Source organism: Halomonas salipaludis (assembly GCF_002286975.1).
In the GTDB taxonomy this organism is placed as follows: Bacteria; Pseudomonadota; Gammaproteobacteria; order Pseudomonadales; family Halomonadaceae; genus Franzmannia; species Franzmannia salipaludis.
This window is the reverse complement of sequence record NZ_NSKB01000002.1, coordinates 340,484-358,362: the sequence shown is the minus strand read 5'-3', so window position 1 is coordinate 358,362 and position 17,879 is coordinate 340,484. Positions and strand designations below refer to the sequence as shown.

Sequence of the window (17,879 nt, the reverse complement as noted above, 5' to 3'; positions counted from 1 at the left end):
ACGCCGGACAGATACTCTCGACACAAGGATTGCTGCATGGCCGACTCGCCGCTGCGTCTCGCGGGCCTCTACCGCTACCCGATCAAGTCTTCCGCCGGCGAAGCGTTGAGCGCTGCGCATGCCGGCGAGGAGGGCCTGGCAGGGGATCGCCGCTACATGGTAGTGCGGCCCGACGGTGTCTTCGTCACCGCGCGCAGCCACCCCCAGCTGCAGCGCATCTCGACCACGCTGTTCGACGGCGGCATCGTGCTGCATCATGCGGCGCTGGAGGACCTGACCCTGCATCACGCCAGCCACATAGGCGAGCCGCTCCCCACCCAGGTGTGGGGTGACCGTTTCTCTGGCTTGACCACCACCGCCGAGGCGGACGCCTGGATGAGCGAGGCCCTCGGCGAGCCGGTGCGGTTGCTCTGGCTCGGCGATCGCTCACCGCGCTATCGGCAGGCGCTGGGCAAGCGGGTCAGCTTCGCCGACGGCTATCCACTGTTGCTGATCGGCCAGGCCTCGCTGGATGACCTCAATACGCGTTTCGCGACGCCGCATCGCATGGCGCAGTTTCGGCCCAATCTGGTGGTGAGCGGCAGCCTGCCCTACGCCGAAGACGACTGGCACCTGCTGCGTATCGGCGAGGTCGAACTGCTGGTCGACAAGCCCTGCTCGCGCTGTGCGATGGTCACCGTCGACCCGGGCAGCGGTGAGTTCCTGCCTCGGCGCGAGCCGCTGCGCACCCTGGCCGAATACCGTCGTGGGGCGGATGGCCTGATCTATTTCGGTCAGAACCTGATCGTTGCCCGCGGCGGCACCCTGGAGGTAGACGCCGAGGTGGAGGTAGTGTCATGACGCATACGCTGATAGGCCAGGCCGTCGCCGCGCTGCTGCTGGCGGCGCCACTCGCCGTAGTGGCCGAGGAGGAGCCGCCGCCGACGCGGGGCAGCCACCCCATCGACCACAAGACCGACAGCTGCATGGAGGAGGGCGAATGGCGTACGCCGGCGATGCTCGCCTGTGCCGCGGACGCTTATGACGACTGGCAGGCTGAGGTGGAGCGCCTTGCGTCGCGCTTGTCGGGGCGTCTAGGCAGCGAGGCGCGTGACGCCCTGGAGCTCGCCCAGCAGCAATGGGCGCTGGGTCGCGACGCCGACTTTGCCTTCATTGCGGCCTATTATGCCGACCTCAAGCATGCCGAGGAGGGCTATGCCGACGAGGCGTCACAGGCAGATGCCGGCGACACGCCCTGGCCGCTGGCCGAGCAGCTGCGCCGCAACGCCGTGCTCGAGGACCGTGCCTACCAGCTGCAGCGCTACCTGGATGGCCTGGAGGAGTTACCCGGGCGGGCGCGGCTGCCTCATTAGGCGGTATCAGTCGAGAATATCGAGCACCGTGCCGATGATATCGTCCATGGTCAGCAGGCCCACCAGTTGGTTGTCGCGCAGCACCAGCACGCGCTTGATGTGGTTGTCGGTCATCAACGCTGCGACATGCTTGACGTCGAGATTCTCGCCCACCGAGATCACCGGTTTGGCGCAGACATCATAGACGTTGATCAGGTCGATATCGCCGCTCTCGGCGACGATGGTCTTGAGGATGTTGGTGTAGGTGATCAGGCCCCAGGCGTCGTGGGGGGTCTGCTGCTCGACCACCAGCGACTTGAGTGAATGACGCTTCATTAGCGCCAACGCCTCGCGCAGGGTGGCGAAGGCCGAAACCTTCACCACATCGCGCACCATGATGTCCTTGACCAGCATAGACATGCCTTCCTGTAGCGCCACCGAGTGGCGGGTGAGTAAGTGGCTAGAGCGACTCGCGCAGATGCTGTTCGAAGCGCTCCAGCTGCGAGACGTCGAGGCCGCCGAGGTGCTCGATGGGCAGCGTGAAGACCACTCCCCGCGAGCTCTCGCCGTCGTGATTGAGCACCTTCTGCAGCGCCTTGAGCACGCTCAGCGACAAGCCCCTCTCGAGGACCATCAGCAGCACTGTCTGGCTGCCCTCGAAGGTCAGGCCGAAGAAGGTCTTCTTGGGCTCGCCGCCCAGCCCGCGGCCCGACAGCAGGGTGACCCCGCCGCCGCCGCTATGGTTGGCCTCGTCGAGGCACTCCTGCTCCAGCTCCTCGGGCACGATGGCCACCAGCGCAGAAAACTTCATGATCGGACGTTCCTCCATTTGACCAAGCGTTCCATGATGATGGCATAACTCATCACCGTGACGATGGGAAATATCGAGGCGAAGGCGATCAAGCCGAAGCCATCGATCAGCACGTCGCGACCCTCGATTTGCGTGGCAAGGCCGATGCCCAGCGCGGTGACCAGCGGCACCGTGACCTCCGAGGTGGTCACCCCACCGAGATCGAAGGCCAACGCCACGATATAGCGCGGCGACAGCGCGGTGAGCACGATCACCAGGCTATAGCCGGCAATGATGTAGTGGTGGATCGAGTCGCCGGTGATGATGCGGTGAATGCCAATGGTGATGCCGATTGCCACGCCCAGCGCCACCAATAGCCGAATCGCGCGCCCGTCGATCTTGCCGGCGGCGGCCTCCTCGGCCTGCTGGCCCACGGCGATCAGTGCCGGCTCGGCCATGGTGGTAGCGAAGCCGATGGCGAAGGCGAACAGGTAGACCCATAGCCAGCTGTCGAACTCGATCAGCTGCTCGGCCATGCTGCGGCCGATCGGGAACAACCCCAGCTTGAGCCCGACCACGAAGGCGTAGAGACCGATGATCACCAACGCGAAACCGGCCGCGACGCGCAGCCGGTTGGAGAGCGCGCGTTTGAGCACCGCGTACTGGAAGAACAGGATCACCAGCAGGATCGGCAGCACATCGCGCAGCATGCTAAACAGGTCGAGCACCATCTGCAGCAGCGGATTGCCGGCGTCGAGGGCATCGTCGCCGTTCATCACCAGCTCGGCATTCCCTGCAGGGCTTGCCTGTCCGTAGACGATGATGCCGTAAAGCTGGACGCTGATCATCGGCACCATCACCGCCAGCCCCACCAGCCCGAAGCCGTCGATCAGTGGGTTGCGGCCGCGAATCGAGGTGGCCAGGCCAATGCCCAGTGCGGCGATCAGCGGCACGGTGACGATATTGGTGGTCACGCCGCCGGAGTCGTAGGCCAGCCCGACGATCTCCTCCGGGGCGAAGAAGGTCACCGCCACCACCGTCAGGTAGCCGATGATCATGTACCAGTGCAGTGGGTGGCCGAGGATCACCCGCAGGATCCCCATGGCCATCACCAGGCCCACCGAGGCGGCGACGATCAGGCGCAGGGTCAGGGCGTCGATGCGCCCGGCGCTGATCTCGGCGGCCTGGTCGGCAACGGCGATCAGCGCCGGCTCGGCGATCACCGCCGAGAAGCCGATGGCGAAGCCGAAGCCGATCAAAATCGGCAGCGAGCCGCGTCGCGCGAACTGGTTGGCGAGGCTCTTGCCGACCGGAAAGATGCCCAGTTCCAGGCCGCGCAGGAACAGCGCCACGCCGAGTGCCACGATCAGCAGGCCAACCGCCATGCCGAGGCCGCCGTCAGGCCATTGGCGCAACACCAGCGCCTGGAACACCACCACCACCACGATGATCGGCAGCAGATTGTTCACGGCATGCCAGAAGGTGTGGGCAAAATCCTTCAACTGCTCAGACAAGAGACCTCTCCTGTGGCCTGGGTGTTGTCCAGTGTGCCGATGGGGAGCGGCAACCACGAGATTCTACCCTAGGGAATATGGCAAAATAGTGCGACGGATCAATAAGCAGTGCGAGCAGTGCAAGGGAAGGCCTGCACGGCACTGATGACGGCAAGGCGTGTCGTCGAGCGCACGATCATAAAAACGTTTGTATGTAAGGGGCCTTCATGCGTATTCGTCACCGCCAGTCACTCTCCGCCAGCCGGCTGCCGCTGGCCATGCTGCTGAGCGTTCTGCCGTTGGCGGCCTGGGCTCTGCCCAGCCCGCAGGGCGAGGTGATCCTCACGGTCTCGGGCAATATCGCCCATACTAACGTCGGCGACGAGGCGCATTTCGATATCGATATGTTGAGGTCTCTGCCCGCCAGGGTGATCGAGACCCATACGCCCTGGACCGATGGCCCGAATGTCTTCGAGGGGCCGCTGGCGCGGGCCCTGCTGGAGGCGGTGGGCGCCGACAGCGAGTCGGTGCGGGTTCGCGCGTTGAACGACTTCGCCGCCGACATCCCGGTCGACAACTTCCACGACTACGACGTGATTCTGGCGCTGACGCGCAACGGCGAGCCGATGCCGATTCGCGACTACGGCCCGATCTTCGTACTCTACCCGTTCGATGACCATCCCGAGCTGCACAACGAGACGATCCGTTTCCGCTCGGTATGGCAAGTGATCAATATCCATGCCGATTGAGCGCGGGGCGCCAGGTCAGCGCCCAGCGACGTGAGGGCGATGTGATGCTGCGTTACCCTGGCCGCCTCAAGCTCGGCGCGTTTGCCGCGCTGCTGTTCTTCGTTGCCGCCATCGCCGTGGCGGGGTTGGTGCTGTGGCGTCAGGACAGCCTGGCGCAGAGCGTTGGTGGCGATACCGCCTGGGCGGCCTACAAGCTCGATCGTGAGGCGATCCAGCTGCGTTCGCAGCTGGCCCGCCCCACGGCACAGGACGATCTCAGCGACCTGCGCCTGCGCTTCGAACTGATGTACAGCCGCGTTAACCTGCTGCGCCGCGGCGAGCTCGCCGAACTGCTCGACACCATTCCACGAGCCGCGTCGCTGATGGCGTCGATCATCGATCAGGTCGATGCCATCGATACGCAGCTCTACCGCGACGACTTCTCGCTCCAGGACGGCGGCCGTGAGGCGCTGGATGCGCGACTCGCGACCCTCAGCGGCTACAGTGAGGAACTGATCGTGACGATCAATGCCCACCTCGCCGACACCACCACCCGCGAGCGCCAACAGCTGCAGCGTCTCTACCGCCTCCTGCTCGCGCTGATTGTGGCAATGAGTGCCGCCGCCGCCTTGGTGGTGGTGTTTCTGTTCCGCGAGGCGCGCGAGAGCGCCGCGGCACGGCGTGCTACCGAAGCGCTCAGCGGCGAGCTCGAGGTCGCCGCACGGCGTGCCGAGGCGGCCAGCCAGGCCAAGAGCGAGTTCCTGGCCACGGTCAGCCATGAGATTCGCACCCCGCTGAATGGCGTGATCGGCATGAGCGAGCTGCTGCGCGAGCGGCCGCTGGATGCCACCTCGCGGCACTATGCGGCGACCATTCATGAGAGCGGCGGTCTGCTGCTGGGGTTGATCAACGACATTCTCGACTTCTCCAGGATCGAGGCCGGCCGCCTCGAGCTGGAGCATACCGACTACGATCTGCGTGAACTGGTGGCGCGGGCGGTGGCGCTGTTCGCCCCTCGGGCCAGCGCCAAGTCGCTGATGCTGCGCAGCGAGTGCGACCCACGGCTGCCGGCACGCCTCTACGGCGACCCCGGACGCATCAATCAGGTGATCCTCAATCTGCTCTCCAATGCCATTAAGTTCTCGGCCGACGGCGAGGTGGTGCTGGCCGTCCAACGCTGCGCGGATGAGCAGCTCGAGATCAGCGTCAGCGACCAGGGCTGCGGCATCGATGAGGCGCAGCGCGAGGCACTGTTCGAGCCCTTCCGCCAGGGCGACGCCTCCACTGCACGACGCTTCGGCGGTAGCGGGCTGGGGCTGGCGATCTGCAAGCAACTGGCCGGCGCGATGGGCGGCGAGATCGACTTTATCAGCCAGCCGGGGCAGGGCAGTCGTTTCTGGCTACGACTGCCGCTGCAGCCGGCGACGGCCGAAGGCGAGGCGCCGCCGGTGAGCCAGCCAGTTGCCACCACATCGAGCGTCGGGGCATCGCTGCTGTTGGTCGAGGACAACCCAATCAATCAGCAGGTGGCGGTGGCCATGCTCGAGCAGCTGGGCTGCCGGGTCACCCTGGCGGGCAGCGGGCGCGAAGCTCTGGCATGCTGTGAGGCGCAGCGCTTTGCACTGATCTTCATGGACGTGCAGATGCCTGACATGGACGGACTGGCAGTGACCCGCGTGCTACGTCAGCATGAGGGCTGGACGCGGCAAGTGCCCATCGTGGCGATGACTGCCGGGGCGCTGGACGGTGATCAGGCGCGCTGCCGCGAGGCCGGCATGGATGGCTACCTGGCCAAGCCGCTGTTCCGCGAGACGCTACTGGCGGTGCTCGAGCGCCACCTGCCCGGTGAGCCAAGGCCTGCCACGGCGGCGCCAGCTGGCGATGATGGCGAGCCATCGGCATGGCTCGACGACGACGCCCTGCATGAGTTGGAGGCGAGTCTGCCGCTGAGGGATCGCCGCTCGCTGCTGGCGCTGTTGAAGTCCAATATGCCGGTGCGGCTCGACGAGCTGGCGGTGGCCCAGGCGAGCAGGGATCTGCCGCACATCGCGCAGCTGGCTCATCTGATCAAGGGCGAGGCCGGCAGCCTGGGGTTGGGACGGCTGGCAGCGGCGGCACAGCGCCTCGAGCAGGCTGCTGCGCAGCAGGCGCCGTGCCAAGCTGCGCTGGAGATGCTGCGCCACTGCCTGGCGCCGTCGCTGGCAGCGCTGGAGCGGCGCTGGCCGGCTAGCGAAACCTCATAGCCAGCGCCGCTCGGCGGTGAACGACAACGTGAACCAGCGCTGCTCGCCGGGGATGCTCAGCCGCGAGGCGATCTCCTCGCGGATCTCGTCGAGCCGGGCCACCCCGGCGTCGCGGGCAAACTCCGGTGTGGTCAGCAGATGGATCTCGATGGTATGCACCCGGCCGCTCTTGGCCACGTGGCTCGAATACTCCAGCAGTCCGTCACGCCGCATGACCGGCACCATCGACGCATGCACCTCGGCATCCAGCGCCGGTGGGGCGATCATCATGATCTCGCCCATGGCGCGGCGCACGATACCGATCGGCACGGGCATGAAGCACAGCGTCAATACCGCCAGCAGCGCCGAATCGACGTAGGGCGTCCACGCCGCCAGGGCGGTATCCTGCATCAGCAGTGCGGCAATGAAGGCCACCAGCAGGGCGCTGGTGATCAGCGCCGCCATTAGCCAGCCCTGGGTGTCGATGCGCACGAACTCCGAGCGCGCGCGGCGATTGAGGCGGCGCTCGAAGAAGAACATGCCGTAGCAGGCCGCGCAGACGATGACCGCATAGCCGATTGCCACATCGAAGGCCAGTTCGCGACCGCCCTCCATCAGCCCGCTGATGGCGTTGAGAAAGGCATAGAAGCATAGCAGCAGCAGGATCGAGCCGTTGAGTGCCGCGACCATCGGCTCGAAGTGCCAGTAGCCGAGTTGGAAGCGCTGGCTCGACTCCTTCATTACCAGCCGCGAGACGAACAGCGCCAGCAGCGACATGGCGGCATCGATGGTCGAGAAGACCCCGTCGAAGAGAATCGAGCGCGACCCCGAGAGCAGCCCGAAGGCCACCCCCAGGCTCGCCACCAGCAGGGTCATGGCGGTGGAAATTTTCAGCGCACGCTGCTCAAGGTAGGCGTTCATGGTGTCACCCGTGGGTATGAGGCCGGCGACGCAGCATCAAAAAATCCACCGCCCAGACACGTGTTGCCTGGGTGGTGGATGCCGGTATTCGAGTAGTGGGCGCTGTCGCTGTGGCGCCTGAGTGTTGAATATTCTATACCATTTGCGGATTGCTCACCAGCTGCGGCAGGCGCTGGCGCAGGCTGCGTTCGACCACGTCCTGCCCGGGACGATAGTCGTCCTGGCAGGCGGCCAGGGCACGGTTGAGGGTCAGCTCGGCGATGCGCGCGTGGTCCTGGGGCAGTGAATTGACCGGCAGTGGCAGGAAATCCAGCAGCCGGTCGTCGCCGAAGGTTGCCAGGCGCAGTCGCTGAGGCAGGCTGCCCTGCTCGAGCAGGACGTCGAAGACGCCGTCGAGTAGGGTATAGGAGGCGGTGACCAGGGCGTCGGGCAGGCCGTGGTCGTCGAGCAACTGACGCATCAGCCGCGCGCCCTCGCCGCGCTCGTAGCGCGCCGCGCTGTAGGTCACTGCCTGGGCGGGGGCGTCGGCCAGTGCCTGCTGGAAACCGGCGCGCCGCTCGACGCTGATCGACAGCCGTGGCACGGCGTCGAACCAGGCGATGCGACCCACCTCGGGAGCCAGCACTGAGCGGGTAAGGGTGTGGGCCGCGGCCTGGTTGTTGCTGACCACGCTGACGAAGCGCGACGGATCCATGGCGCGGTCGACGGCGATCACCGGCAGCCCCGTCTCCATCAGCTCGGCGTAGAAGGGGTCGTCCATGGCCAAGCAGCTGGCGACGATTAGCGCGTCGCAGCGCTGCGCACGCAGTGCCCTGGCCAGCTCGCGTTCGCTCGCGGGGGCGTCGTCGGAGCCGACGATCAGTAGCTGGTAGCCACGCTCCCGGGCGCCGCGCTCGAGACGCTTGGCGAGCCGCGCATAGCTGGCGTTCTCCAGGTCGGGAATGATCAACCCCAGGGTGCGGCTGGCGCCGCGGCGCAGCGCGGCGGCCTGGGCGTCGATGCGGTAGTGGTGGCGCTCGACCACGGCCATGACCTTGTCGACTGTGTCCTGGCTGATGCGCCGCTCCTTGGCCCGGCCATTGATCACGTAGCTTGCCGTGGTGCGCGAGACGCCGGCCAGGCGGGCGATTTCGGCTAGGGTCATGACAGGTTTCCTTGGCTTGGGCATGCGTCGATTTCCTTATTCTACGCCACCGATGTGCCCTTAGACCCCCTGCCAAAGTCGTAGGCATCGTGGCTTGATTAAAGCGTGTTCTCGATCCAGCATTGTCATTAGTGTGTGGTGACACGATTCAGCCTGCAGCTATAAGATGTAGCGTTTAAGGCCAGGTGCGTCAAACATCTCGCCACCCACGCGATTATCTGCGCCTTACCCGAGACGGGCGAGGCACTACCAGGAGGCAGCTCATGCTGACACTCGGCCAGGACGACATTCTTCTCGATTGCCAGGCGCGTGACTGGCGTGAGGCACTCGATGCCGCTGCCCAGGCGCTGCAGACGGCGGGGTTGGTGGATGCCGGCTACCGCCAGGGCCTGCACGCCCGCGAGGCGCAGTCGTCGACCTTTCTCGGCAACGCCATTGCCATTCCCCACGGCACCCCGGAGAGCCGTCAGCACGTCAAGCGCACCGGGGTGCGGGTGCTGCAGTTTCCCCGCGGCATCGAGTGGCACGACGGTAATCGCGTCCACGTGCTGGTCACCATCGCCGCCCAGAATGACGAACATCTCGATATTCTGCGCCAGTTGACCCATGTCCTCGACCGCGACGGCGTCGCCGAGCGGCTGGCGGCGGCGAGTGATAGCGGCGAGGTCGCCGCGCTGCTCTCCAAGGCGGTGGTCGAGGCGCGGGTGGACGCCGCAACGCTGTGTCTGGGGTTTCCCGGTCATGATGCGGCGGAACTGGCGCTGGCCGGTGCTGCACGGCTGCGTCAGGCAGGCTGTGTTGCCAGCGAGTTCGTCGCGGCGATTGCCGCCGCCAGCCCTCAGCCGCTGGGGCAGGGGTTGTGGCTGGCCAGCGCCGAGCGCGGCGTCGGCCAGCCGGCGTTGGCCCTGGCTACGCCAGAAGCGCCGCTGGCCACGCCGCTAGGTACGGTCAATGGCGTGTTCTGCCTGGCGGCCCAGGGTGAGGCGCATCGGCCGCTGCTGGAGCGTCTGGTGGCGCTGCTCGATAGCGGCGCCGGCGAAACCCTGGCAGGCCTCTGTGAGGCCGAGGTGCTGGCACGCCTAGCCGGCGAGTCGGCGACGGCACAGACCGCCACGGTGAGGGTGCTCAATGCCCATGGCCTGCACGCGCGGCCCGCCAAGCAACTGGTGCAGGTAGCCCGCGCCCAGCCGCTGGCGATCAAGGTGCGGCTGGCCGAGGGCAGCGCTGCGGCGGTCTCCGCGGCGAGCCTGACCAAGGTCATTGGCCTCGGCGCGCGGCGTGGCCAGATGCTGCAGTTCTCGGCCGAGGGGCAGGGCGCTGAAACGGCGCTAGCAGCAGTCTGTGATGCCGTCAGCGCCGGGCTCGGCGAGAAAGTGGCACCCTTCGATGAAAGTCGCGAGCATGCCGCCGTCGCCTCTGCCGCGGCGCCCAGGCTGGAGCCGCTGCCTGCCGACACGCCGCATCAGGCGGTGGCCGCCTCGCCGGGCCTGGCCATTGCACCACTGTTCGTGATGCGTACGCCGCGCTTCGACTATCCGCGCCAGGGCCAGGGTACCAGTCACGAGATCCCGCGCCTCGAGCAAGCCATCGCCGAAGGCCAGGCGCAGCTCGAGGCGCTGGTCAAGCGCGCGCCGGGCGGCGAGGTCGCCGAGATCCTGTCGATGCACGAGGAGATGCTCGACGATCCCGAGCTGCACCAGGCGGCCCGCGACGCCATCGACGACGGGCTCTCGGCGGAGGCGGCCTGGTGGGATGCCATCGACACCGCCGCCCACGCCCAGGAGATGCTCGCCGACCGGCTGCTGGCCGAGCGCGCCGCCGATCTGCGCGACGTAGGGCGGCGGGTGCTGGGCATCCTCTGCCAGGTCACGCTGCCCGAGCCGCCGGCGCATCCCTACATCCTGGTGGCTGACGACCTGGGCCCCTCCGATGTGGCGCGCCTCGACACCGCGCGGGTGCGCGGCTTGCTCACCGCCCGCGGCGGGGCCACCGCGCACAGCGCGATTCTCGCTCGTGCCCTGGGCATCCCGGCGGTGGTCGGTGCCGGGGATCGCGTGCTGAGCCTCGATAACGGCGTCGAGATGATCCTCGATGGCGAGCGCGGGCGGGTGATTCCGGCACCGTCGGCGGAGCGGCGCAGCCGCGCCGAGCTACGCCTCAAGGAGCATGAGGCGCGGGAGCGCGAGGCCTGGGAGGCGCGCTTCGAAGAGGGGCGCACCCGCGATGGCCAGCGCGTCGAGGTCGCCGCCAACCTCGGCAATACCGCCCACGCCGCGGATGCCGTCGAGCGCGGTGCCGAAGGCGTCGGCCTGCTGCGTACCGAATTCCTGTTCATGGCCCACGCCAGCGCCCCGGACCTCGACACCCAGATCGCGGAGTATCGCGAGGCGATCACCGCCCTCGAGGGGCGGCCGCTGGTGGCGCGCACCCTCGATGTCGGCGGCGACAAGCCGCTGCCCTACTGGCCGGTGCCCCAGGAGGACAACCCCTTCCTCGGCCTGCGCGGCATCCGCCTGGCGTTGACCCAGCCGGAGGTGCTGGAGACCCAGCTGCGTGCGCTGCTGATCGCCGCCGTGGGTACGCCACTGCGGATCATGCTGCCGATGGTCAAGGACATCGCCGAGTTCCGCCAGGCCAAGGCGATCTACGACCGCCTGCTGGCCGAGCTGCCTGCCACCGAACGTGCCACCGATGTGCAGCTGGGCGTCATGATCGAGGTGCCATCCAGCGCGCTGCTGGCGCCAAGCCTGGCTGCCGAGGTCGATTTCTTCTCGGTGGGCACCAACGACCTGACCCAGTACACCCTGGCCATCGACCGCGGCCACCCCGAACTCTCGGCCCAGGCCGATGGCCTGCACCCGGCGGTGCTGCGGCTGATCCAGATGACCGTCGACGCCGCCCACGCCCAGGGCAAGTGGGTCGGGGTGTGCGGTGAGCTGGCCTCGGACGCCACGGCGGTGCCGGTGCTGGTCGGCCTGGGTGTCGACGAACTGTCGGTCAGCGCCCGCCAGGTGCCGCTGGTCAAGGCGCGGCTGCGCGATATCGACCTCGCCGAGGCCCGCGCCCAGGCCGAGCTGGCGCTGGCCCAGGCCACCAGCGAAGCGGTACGCGACGCCCTGGAGGCACGCTGATGGCCAATGTCCTCACCCTCAGCCTCAACCCGGCGCTGGACCTGGCGATCAGCCTGCCGCGCCTGGCGCTAGGCCAAGTCAACCGTACCGACGCCACCCACCTCGAAGCCGCCGGCAAAGGCGTCAACGTGGCGCGGGTGCTGGCGGCCCTCGGCCACCGGGTACGCGTCTCGGGCTTTCTCGGCGCTGCCAACGACGGCCCCTTCCTGCGCGCCTTCGAGGCCATGGGCGTGGAGGATGACTTCCTGCGCGTGGCCGGCGAGACGCGCATCAATGCCAAGGTCGCCGAGCATGACGGCCGGGTCACCGATATCAACGGGCCGGGTCTGGAGATCGATGCCGCGGCCTTCGGTGCGCTAGTCGAGCGCCTCGATGCCCTGGCCACCGACTGCGAGGCGCGCCCCGATGCGGTGCTGATCGGCGGCAGCCTGCCGCCGGGTATCGCCGCCGAGGATCTCGCCGCGCTGGTGGTGCGGCTGCGCGGCCATGGCCTGCCGGTATGGGTCGACACCAGCGGGGCGGCGCTGCGGGCCGCCATCGAGGCCGGGCCCACCGCGGTCAAGCCCAATGAAGTGGAACTCGCCGACTGGGCCGGCCGGGCGCTAGACACCTCCGCCGAACGGCTGGCAGCGGCGCTGAGGCTGCACGCCGCCGGCGTCGAGGAGGCGCTGATCTCCGCTGGCGCCGAGGGCGTGCTGTGGATCAGCCGGCGTGGCAGCTGGCTGGCTACCCCACCGCGGGTGGCGGTGGCCAGTACCGTGGGCGCCGGCGACACCCTGGTGGCGGGGATGCTGCACGGCCTGCTCGAAGGCCATGCGGCGCCGCAGACCCTGGCGTTCGCCACGGCGCTGTCGGCGGAATCGGTTCGTCACCTCGGGGTGGGCAACGTCCACGCCGAGGATCTCTCTTCACTCCAACAACAGACCCGTGTGCGTCGCCTCGACGACGCCGATACAGGGGGAGCGCTCGCATGAACATCATCCTGATCACCGCCTGCCCCAGCGGCATGGCGACTACCTTTCTCGCCGCCCGTCGCCTGGAACAGGCCGCTGTCCGCCGCCAGTGGCAGGTCAGCGTCGAGATGCACGGCCAGCTCGAGCCGTTGACCCCGGTCAGCGGCGAGGCGATCGCCGCCGCCGACCTGGTCGTGGTCGCTGCCGAGCGGGTCCCGGACCCGGCGCGCTTCGCCGGCAAGCGCCTCTACCGGGCAGCCATCGACCAGGCGCTACCCGACCCCGACGCCTTTCTCGAACGTGCCAGCCGCGAGGCTGAAACCTTCACGCCGGCGGCGGAGGAGACACCGCCTTCAGTGGCCACTGCCGGCAGCAAGATCGTCGCCGTCACGGCCTGCCCGACCGGCGTGGCCCACACCTTCATGGCCGCCGAGGCGCTGAGTGAGGCCGGCAAGGCGTTGGGCCATAAGATTCGCGTCGAGACCCAGGGCTCGGTGGGCGCCCAGGACAAGCTTACAGCGGAGGAGATCGCCGATGCCGACCTGGTGCTGTTGGCCTGCGACATTGAGGTCGACCCGACCCGCTTCGCCGGCAAGCGCATCTACCGCACCTCCACCGGCAACGCCCTGAAGAAACCCCAGCCGACCATCCAGGCGGCGCTGGCCAATGCCGCGGTAGAAGAAGCGGGGGCGAGTGCCACTGGCGGCGACGCGAGCAAGAGCTTCAAGGAGGTCGGCGTCTACAAGCACCTGCTGACCGGCGTCTCCTTCATGCTACCGATGGTGGTGGCCGGCGGCCTGCTGATCGCGCTCTCCTTCGTGTTCGGCATCGACGCCTTCGAGCAGGAGGGCACCCTGGCCGCGGCGCTGATGCAGATCGGTGGTGGCACTGCCTTCGCGCTGATGATTCCGGTGCTGGCCGGCTATATCGCCTACTCCATCGCCGACCGGCCGGGCATCGCCCCGGGCATGATCGGCGGCATGCTGGCCGCCGAGATCGAGGCCGGCTTCATCGGCGGCATCCTGGCCGGTTTCCTGGCCGGCTATGTGGCGCTGGCGGTGGCGCGCTACGTCAAGCTGCCGTCCAGCGTGGAGTCGCTCAAGCCGATCCTGATCATCCCGCTGGTGGCGAGCCTGGTCACCGGCCTGACCATGATCTACGTGATCGGCGAGCCGGTGGCGGCGATTCTCAGCGGCCTGACCACTTTCCTGGCCGGCATGGACGCTACCAATGCGGTGCTGCTGGGCATCCTGCTTGGCGCCATGATGTGCTTCGACCTGGGTGGGCCGGTCAACAAGGCGGCTTACACCTTCGGCGTTGGCCTGCTGGCCTCCCAGACCTACGCCCCCATGGCGGCGATCATGGCCGCCGGCATGGTGCCGGCGATCGGCATGGGCATCGCCAGTTTCGTGGCGCGTCACAAGTTCTCGCAGCCCGAGCGCGAGGCGGGCAAGGCCTCCTTCGTGCTCGGCCTGTGCTTTATCAGCGAAGGGGCGATCCCCTTCGCCGCCAAGGACCCTCTGCGGGTGATCCCCGCCTGCATCGCCGGCGGCGCGGTGACCGGGGCGCTATCGATGCTGGTTGGCGCCCAGCTGATGGCACCCCACGGCGGCATCTTCGTACTGCTGATCCCCAACGCCATCACTCCGGTGCTGCTCTACCTGGCCGCCATCGTGATCGGCTCGCTGGTCACTGGCCTGGGCTACGCCGCCCTCAAGCGTGGTGCCGCACCGGTGGCGGTAGCCGCGACCAGCTGATCGTTCGTGGGATTTCTTTGCATGGCTTGCCGGCGCCTTCGGGTGCCGGCTTTTTATTGCCCGATGCCTATACGACGCACGGCAAATGCTGGCATTGGTAGGAAGATGTCCTGGTATTCCGCGGGATTTATGAATTTTATCCTGATTAGCCATTCAATAATGGTCTGATGGCATTTACGGCAAAGCTGGTGTAGTTTTTGCAACACTGAATAAGCAGATGAAAGCGGAGGGCCCTTACCCGGGCCATTCGTTCGCTCGGTGGCGCTACCCGCGCCGCTGATGAAACAGGAGATACACGATGTCTACCGCCCCCGTGACGCTGATGGTGGCGCGCCGTGTGGCCCGTGGCCGCTACCGCGCGTTCATCGCCTGGCTCAATGAAGGCCGCGACCTGGCCGCCGACTTTGCCGGCTACCTCGGCTCCGGCGTGCTGGCACCGCCGCCCGGCGACGATGAATACCAGATCATCTTCCGCTTCCGCGATACCGGCACCCTTGCCGCCTGGGAGCACTCCGCCTCGCGGCGTGCCTGGCTGGCGCGCGGTGCCGGCCTGTTCGAGGCGCCTCACGAGCATCGTGCCATCGGGCTCGACCGCTGGTTTGCCGATGCCAATGGCCAGGCACCGCCGCGCTGGAAGCAAGCGGTGGCCATCTGGCTGGCATTCTTTCCGGTGTCGTTGCTGTTCCAACTGCTGGCCGGCAGTGCCTTGGCCACGCTGCCGCTGGTTGCCAAGGTGCTGGTCAGCACCCTGGTGCTGACGCCGCTGATGGTGTTCCTGTTCATTCCGCTCTCGACCCGCCTGCTGGCGCCCTGGCTGCGTGGCGAGTGCACCGTACGAGAGCAGTTGGGGCGTCTGTTGCACCTGCGCCAGGCATAAATGAGAACAGCGGCCTGTTGCCAGGCCGCTGTTGGTGTAGTGGAGGAGAGGACCCCTGTTAGAAGGATTCCCACTCCAGCTCGGCCTTGTCGGTAGCCTTCGAGGTTGAGGCTAGCTTGAGTGGTTTGGCTGGTGCACTGGCTGTCGGGGCCTTCGGCGCGGGGCGCGACAGAGGCGAGGTGCCGCCGGCGAGTTTGAAGGTGGACACGACCTCTTCCAGGCGGGCGGCCTGATCTTCCAGCGAGGCGGCGGCCGACGAGGCCTCCTGAACCAGTGCTGCGTTTTGCTGGGTGACTTCATCCATCTGTGACACGGCCTGGTTGACCTGCTCGATGCCCGAGCTCTGCTCCTGAGAGGCGGCAGAGATCTCATCCATGATGTCGTTGACGCGCTTCACCGAGGCGACCACCTCGCGGATGGTGTTGCCGGCGCTCTCGACCAGTTCGGAGCCATCCTTGACCTGGGTGGCGGAGGCCTCGATCAGTGCCTTGATCTCCTTGGCGGCGTCGGCACTGCGGCTAGCTAGGTTGCGCACTTCGCTGGCGACCACGGCGAAGCCGCGGCCCTGCTCACCGGCGCGTGCTGCTTCCACCGAGGCGTTGAGCGCCAGGATATTGGTCTGGAAGGCGATCGAGTCGATCACGCCGATGATATCCACCACCTTCTTCGAGCTACCGGCAATGGCGTGCATGGTGGTGATGACCCGGTCGACCTCCTCGCCGCCGCGCCCTGCGGTGGTCGAGGCGTCATTGGCCAGGCTGCTGGCCTGGCGCGCGTTGTCGGCGTTCTGCTTCACCGTGGCGGTGAGCTGCTCCATGCTCGCGGCGGTCTCCTGCAGCGAGGCGGCTTGCTCCTCGGTACGCGCCGACAGGTCGGTGTTGCCGCTGGAGATTTCGCGGGCGCCAATATGAATCGAGCCGCTGCTGTCACGCACGTTGGCCACGGTCTTGGCCAGGCCTTCCTGCATGCGCTGCATGGCCGAGAAGAGGCGGCCCAGCTCGTTGCGGCCACGCTCGGGAATCGGGTGGGACAGATCGCCCTTGGCAATATGCTCGGCATGCTCGACCACTTCGTCCAACGGTTTGACGATGCTGCCGACCAGGGCGGTACGCACGACCAGCACGATCAGCGCGGCCAGGATCAGCACGGCGATATCGATATAGCCGAACAGTTGCATCCGTGCACCGAAGTCGTCGATCAGCTGGCTGCCATGTTCGTATGCATAATCGTTGTAGGCGCCGCTCGATGCGGCAAAGGCACGGTTGTGCTCGCGAGCGGTGGGGAGCAATGCGAGGAAAGCCGCTTCGTCACGCCTCTCCACGGTGGATTGAAGGGGCAGAAGCACATTATTTATAAGGGACGCGAAGTCGGCGTCAAGGGCGTTGCCCACGTCGCTGCCACCTTCAGGGGCGTGGGACTCAAAGGTGGCAAAGTGCTGCTGCGCTTCGGTAAGGCGCCGTTCGGCCAGCGACCGCTCTTCGGCAGCCTGTTGCGTGTCATTTTCATCAACAGCGTCCCAGAAGTTCTGGAAATGGAGCTGAGTAGCGCCGACGGCGATCTGACTAAGGTTCAGGTAGTGCATCCTGTCGATCGCAACCCGATCCAGCTCATGAAGTGCATTGCTGCCCATCCGCCCGCCCTGATAGCCAAGGGCGGCCACCACAAGAATGAGTGCGACGAAGATCGCCAGCACGGCAGTCAAACTGGCCTTGACCGAAAGGTTGTTCATCAAGCGATTCATATGTCGGGTCCTCAATGCAGCTGTTTGGGCTGCTTGCATATATGAGTTGATTAGGGTGTTTACCGCTCTAGGGGCGGCTATGGTCGTCAAGGGCAGCTGGTGCGCCTACATGGAGGCCAGGACCTGCACTGCTTACATGCAATATCGGCAGTTTTGTGAATATCTTTAGCCCGAATGATTATAAGAAATATCTACATTAATAGAAAATAAGTAAATTTTTCCTCATTTAGCTGCTCATGTTGAACCGTGTGCTCGCCACTGAGGGGGGCATGAACGCCAACAGCGGCCTGTTACCAGGCCGCTGCTGTCATGCACGTTGGCCACGGTGGTAGCGAGGCCTTCCTGCATGCGCTGCATGGCCGGCACGTCACCTTGCGCAACGGTGACTCGCTGGGGCAGGAGTACGTTATCGACCAGGGCAGTAAGTTCCTTTACATAGACGGCCTGAGCTCGCCTTAGCTTATCGGGAGGGTTGGGTTGTTGCCGCTCTAGTGGTGGCTCTATATCAGGGTGTCAGGTAGTGAGTTCTATCGACTTTACAAGGTGAAGCTTTAGACAATTCGTATAAATAATCTTTCTGTGTTCATGTGATAATTAATTCAGCATTAGTAATGGTTTATTATTAATTAATTGGGCCTGATAAGGGCCGTATGCTGTGCTTCTTAAGGCTGGATATGTACACGGATATTCACGCTATTTGGATGACTCGCCGGCTGTTTTTTATGCTTTTAATATGACGCCATCATGGACGGTTGGGCGTGCCAGATTTTTATCTTGGATGTGCTCGGGTA

Annotated in this window: 15 protein-coding genes; 9 read left to right on the top strand and 6 right to left on the bottom strand. The window is 66.1% G+C overall.

All coding sequences use genetic code 11. The annotated features are described in order from the left end of the window. Positions 1 to 36: 36 nt before the first annotated feature. A complete protein-coding gene (locus CK498_RS05565) occupies positions 37 to 840 on the top strand; it encodes an MOSC domain-containing protein (protein WP_095619864.1) in 804 nt (267 codons plus the stop codon). Continuing rightward, positions 837 to 1,352 carry a lysozyme inhibitor LprI family protein gene (locus CK498_RS05560; protein WP_095619863.1) on the top strand — a complete coding sequence of 172 codons (516 nt, stop codon included), beginning with the start codon at positions 837 to 839 and terminating at the stop codon, positions 1,350 to 1,352. The genes CK498_RS05565 and CK498_RS05560 overlap by 4 nt, the downstream gene beginning before the upstream one ends. A 6-nt stretch (positions 1,353 to 1,358) precedes the next feature. Here CK498_RS05560 and CK498_RS05555 read toward each other — a convergent pair whose 3' ends face one another. The 3 genes from CK498_RS05555 to CK498_RS26795 are packed head-to-tail and all read right to left on the bottom strand — an operon-like array spanning position 1,359 to position 3,635. After that, positions 1,359 to 1,745, bottom strand: coding sequence for a CBS domain-containing protein (locus CK498_RS05555; RefSeq protein ID WP_095619862.1), 387 nt, complete (start codon positions 1,743 to 1,745; stop codon positions 1,359 to 1,361). A 46-nt stretch (positions 1,746 to 1,791) separates the two neighbouring features. Next, positions 1,792 to 2,142 carry a transcriptional regulator gene (locus CK498_RS05550; protein ID WP_095619861.1) on the bottom strand — a complete coding sequence of 117 codons (351 nt, stop codon included), beginning with the start codon at positions 2,140 to 2,142 and terminating at the stop codon, positions 1,792 to 1,794. Next, a complete protein-coding gene (locus CK498_RS26795; protein WP_324615505.1) occupies positions 2,139 to 3,635 on the bottom strand; it encodes a DUF1538 domain-containing protein in 1,497 nt (498 codons plus the stop codon). The genes CK498_RS05550 and CK498_RS26795 overlap by 4 nt, the downstream gene beginning before the upstream one ends. A 206-nt stretch (positions 3,636 to 3,841) precedes the next feature. Here CK498_RS26795 and CK498_RS05540 point away from each other — a divergent pair, with 206 nt between their 5' ends. Then, entirely contained in the window at positions 3,842 to 4,363 is a 522-nt protein-coding gene (locus CK498_RS05540; RefSeq protein WP_141246915.1) for a molybdopterin-dependent oxidoreductase, read from the top strand. A gap of 44 nt (positions 4,364 to 4,407) precedes the next feature. Next, positions 4,408 to 6,585, top strand: coding sequence for a hybrid sensor histidine kinase/response regulator (locus tag CK498_RS05535; protein ID WP_095619860.1), 2,178 nt, complete (start codon positions 4,408 to 4,410; stop codon positions 6,583 to 6,585). On the opposite strand, the gene CK498_RS05530 is transcribed toward CK498_RS05535, so the two are convergent. Both CK498_RS05530 and cra read right to left on the bottom strand, forming a co-directional pair. Then, complete coding sequence (locus CK498_RS05530) at positions 6,580 to 7,485, bottom strand: cation diffusion facilitator family transporter (RefSeq protein WP_095619859.1); 906 nt, start codon at positions 7,483 to 7,485, stop codon at positions 6,580 to 6,582. The two genes, CK498_RS05535 and CK498_RS05530, sit on opposite strands and share 6 nt — an antisense overlap. 133 nt (positions 7,486 to 7,618) lie before the next feature. Next, positions 7,619 to 8,629, bottom strand: coding sequence for a catabolite repressor/activator (cra, locus tag CK498_RS05525; RefSeq protein WP_095619858.1), 1,011 nt, complete (start codon positions 8,627 to 8,629; stop codon positions 7,619 to 7,621). Between the two features lie 263 nt (positions 8,630 to 8,892). On the opposite strand from cra, the gene ptsP reads away from it, so the two are divergent. The 4 genes from ptsP (at position 8,893) to CK498_RS05505 (ending at position 15,347) form a co-directional block, all read left to right on the top strand. Continuing rightward, positions 8,893 to 11,760 carry a phosphoenolpyruvate--protein phosphotransferase gene (gene ptsP / locus CK498_RS05520; protein WP_095619857.1) on the top strand — a complete coding sequence of 956 codons (2,868 nt, stop codon included), beginning with the start codon at positions 8,893 to 8,895 and terminating at the stop codon, positions 11,758 to 11,760. After that, positions 11,760 to 12,734: a 1-phosphofructokinase gene (gene pfkB, locus CK498_RS05515; RefSeq protein WP_095619856.1), complete on the top strand. Its 975-nt coding sequence runs from the start codon at positions 11,760 to 11,762 to the stop codon at positions 12,732 to 12,734. The genes ptsP and pfkB overlap by 1 nt, the downstream gene beginning before the upstream one ends. Beyond that, entirely contained in the window at positions 12,731 to 14,470 is a 1,740-nt protein-coding gene (locus tag CK498_RS05510) for a PTS fructose-like transporter subunit IIB (RefSeq protein ID WP_095619855.1), read from the top strand. The genes pfkB and CK498_RS05510 overlap by 4 nt, the downstream gene beginning before the upstream one ends. Before the next feature lie 298 nt (positions 14,471 to 14,768). Next, on the top strand, positions 14,769 to 15,347 hold the full coding sequence (locus tag CK498_RS05505) for an antibiotic biosynthesis monooxygenase (RefSeq protein ID WP_176475726.1): 579 nt from the start codon (positions 14,769 to 14,771) through the stop codon (positions 15,345 to 15,347). A gap of 58 nt (positions 15,348 to 15,405) precedes the next feature. On the opposite strand, the gene CK498_RS26790 is transcribed toward CK498_RS05505, so the two are convergent. Continuing rightward, positions 15,406 to 17,088, bottom strand: a complete 1,683-nt coding sequence (locus tag CK498_RS26790; RefSeq protein ID WP_095619854.1) for a methyl-accepting chemotaxis protein — start codon at positions 17,086 to 17,088, stop codon at positions 15,406 to 15,408. 309 nt (positions 17,089 to 17,397) lie between these two features. On the opposite strand from CK498_RS26790, the gene CK498_RS26125 reads away from it, so the two are divergent. After that, entirely contained in the window at positions 17,398 to 17,547 is a 150-nt protein-coding gene (locus CK498_RS26125) for a hypothetical protein (protein WP_176475725.1), read from the top strand. Positions 17,548 to 17,879: the final 332 nt, after the last annotated feature.

Excerpts from the sequence above, each read along its gene's own strand:
- CK498_RS26790 (WP_095619854.1), bottom strand. The coding sequence starts at position 17,088 with ATGAATCGCTTGATGAACAACCTTTCGGTCAAGGCCAGTTTGACTGCC.
- ptsP (WP_095619857.1), top strand. The coding sequence starts at position 8,893 with ATGCTGACACTCGGCCAGGACGACATTCTTCTCGATTGCCAGGCGCGT.
- CK498_RS05540 (WP_141246915.1), top strand. The coding sequence starts at position 3,842 with ATGCGTATTCGTCACCGCCAGTCACTCTCCGCCAGCCGGCTGCCGCTG.
- CK498_RS05555 (WP_095619862.1), bottom strand. The coding sequence starts at position 1,745 with ATGCTGGTCAAGGACATCATGGTGCGCGATGTGGTGAAGGTTTCGGCC.
- CK498_RS05535 (WP_095619860.1), top strand. The coding sequence starts at position 4,408 with ATGCTGCGTTACCCTGGCCGCCTCAAGCTCGGCGCGTTTGCCGCGCTG.
- CK498_RS05560 (WP_095619863.1), top strand. The coding sequence starts at position 837 with ATGACGCATACGCTGATAGGCCAGGCCGTCGCCGCGCTGCTGCTGGCG.
- CK498_RS05550 (WP_095619861.1), bottom strand. The coding sequence starts at position 2,142 with ATGAAGTTTTCTGCGCTGGTGGCCATCGTGCCCGAGGAGCTGGAGCAG.
- cra (WP_095619858.1), bottom strand. The coding sequence starts at position 8,629 with ATGACCCTAGCCGAAATCGCCCGCCTGGCCGGCGTCTCGCGCACCACG.
- CK498_RS05565 (WP_095619864.1), top strand. The coding sequence starts at position 37 with ATGGCCGACTCGCCGCTGCGTCTCGCGGGCCTCTACCGCTACCCGATC.
- CK498_RS05505 (WP_176475726.1), top strand. The coding sequence starts at position 14,769 with ATGTCTACCGCCCCCGTGACGCTGATGGTGGCGCGCCGTGTGGCCCGT.
- CK498_RS26125 (WP_176475725.1), top strand. The coding sequence starts at position 17,398 with ATGCACGTTGGCCACGGTGGTAGCGAGGCCTTCCTGCATGCGCTGCAT.
- CK498_RS05510 (WP_095619855.1), top strand. The coding sequence starts at position 12,731 with ATGAACATCATCCTGATCACCGCCTGCCCCAGCGGCATGGCGACTACC.
- CK498_RS05530 (WP_095619859.1), bottom strand. The coding sequence starts at position 7,485 with ATGAACGCCTACCTTGAGCAGCGTGCGCTGAAAATTTCCACCGCCATG.
- pfkB (WP_095619856.1), top strand. The coding sequence starts at position 11,760 with ATGGCCAATGTCCTCACCCTCAGCCTCAACCCGGCGCTGGACCTGGCG.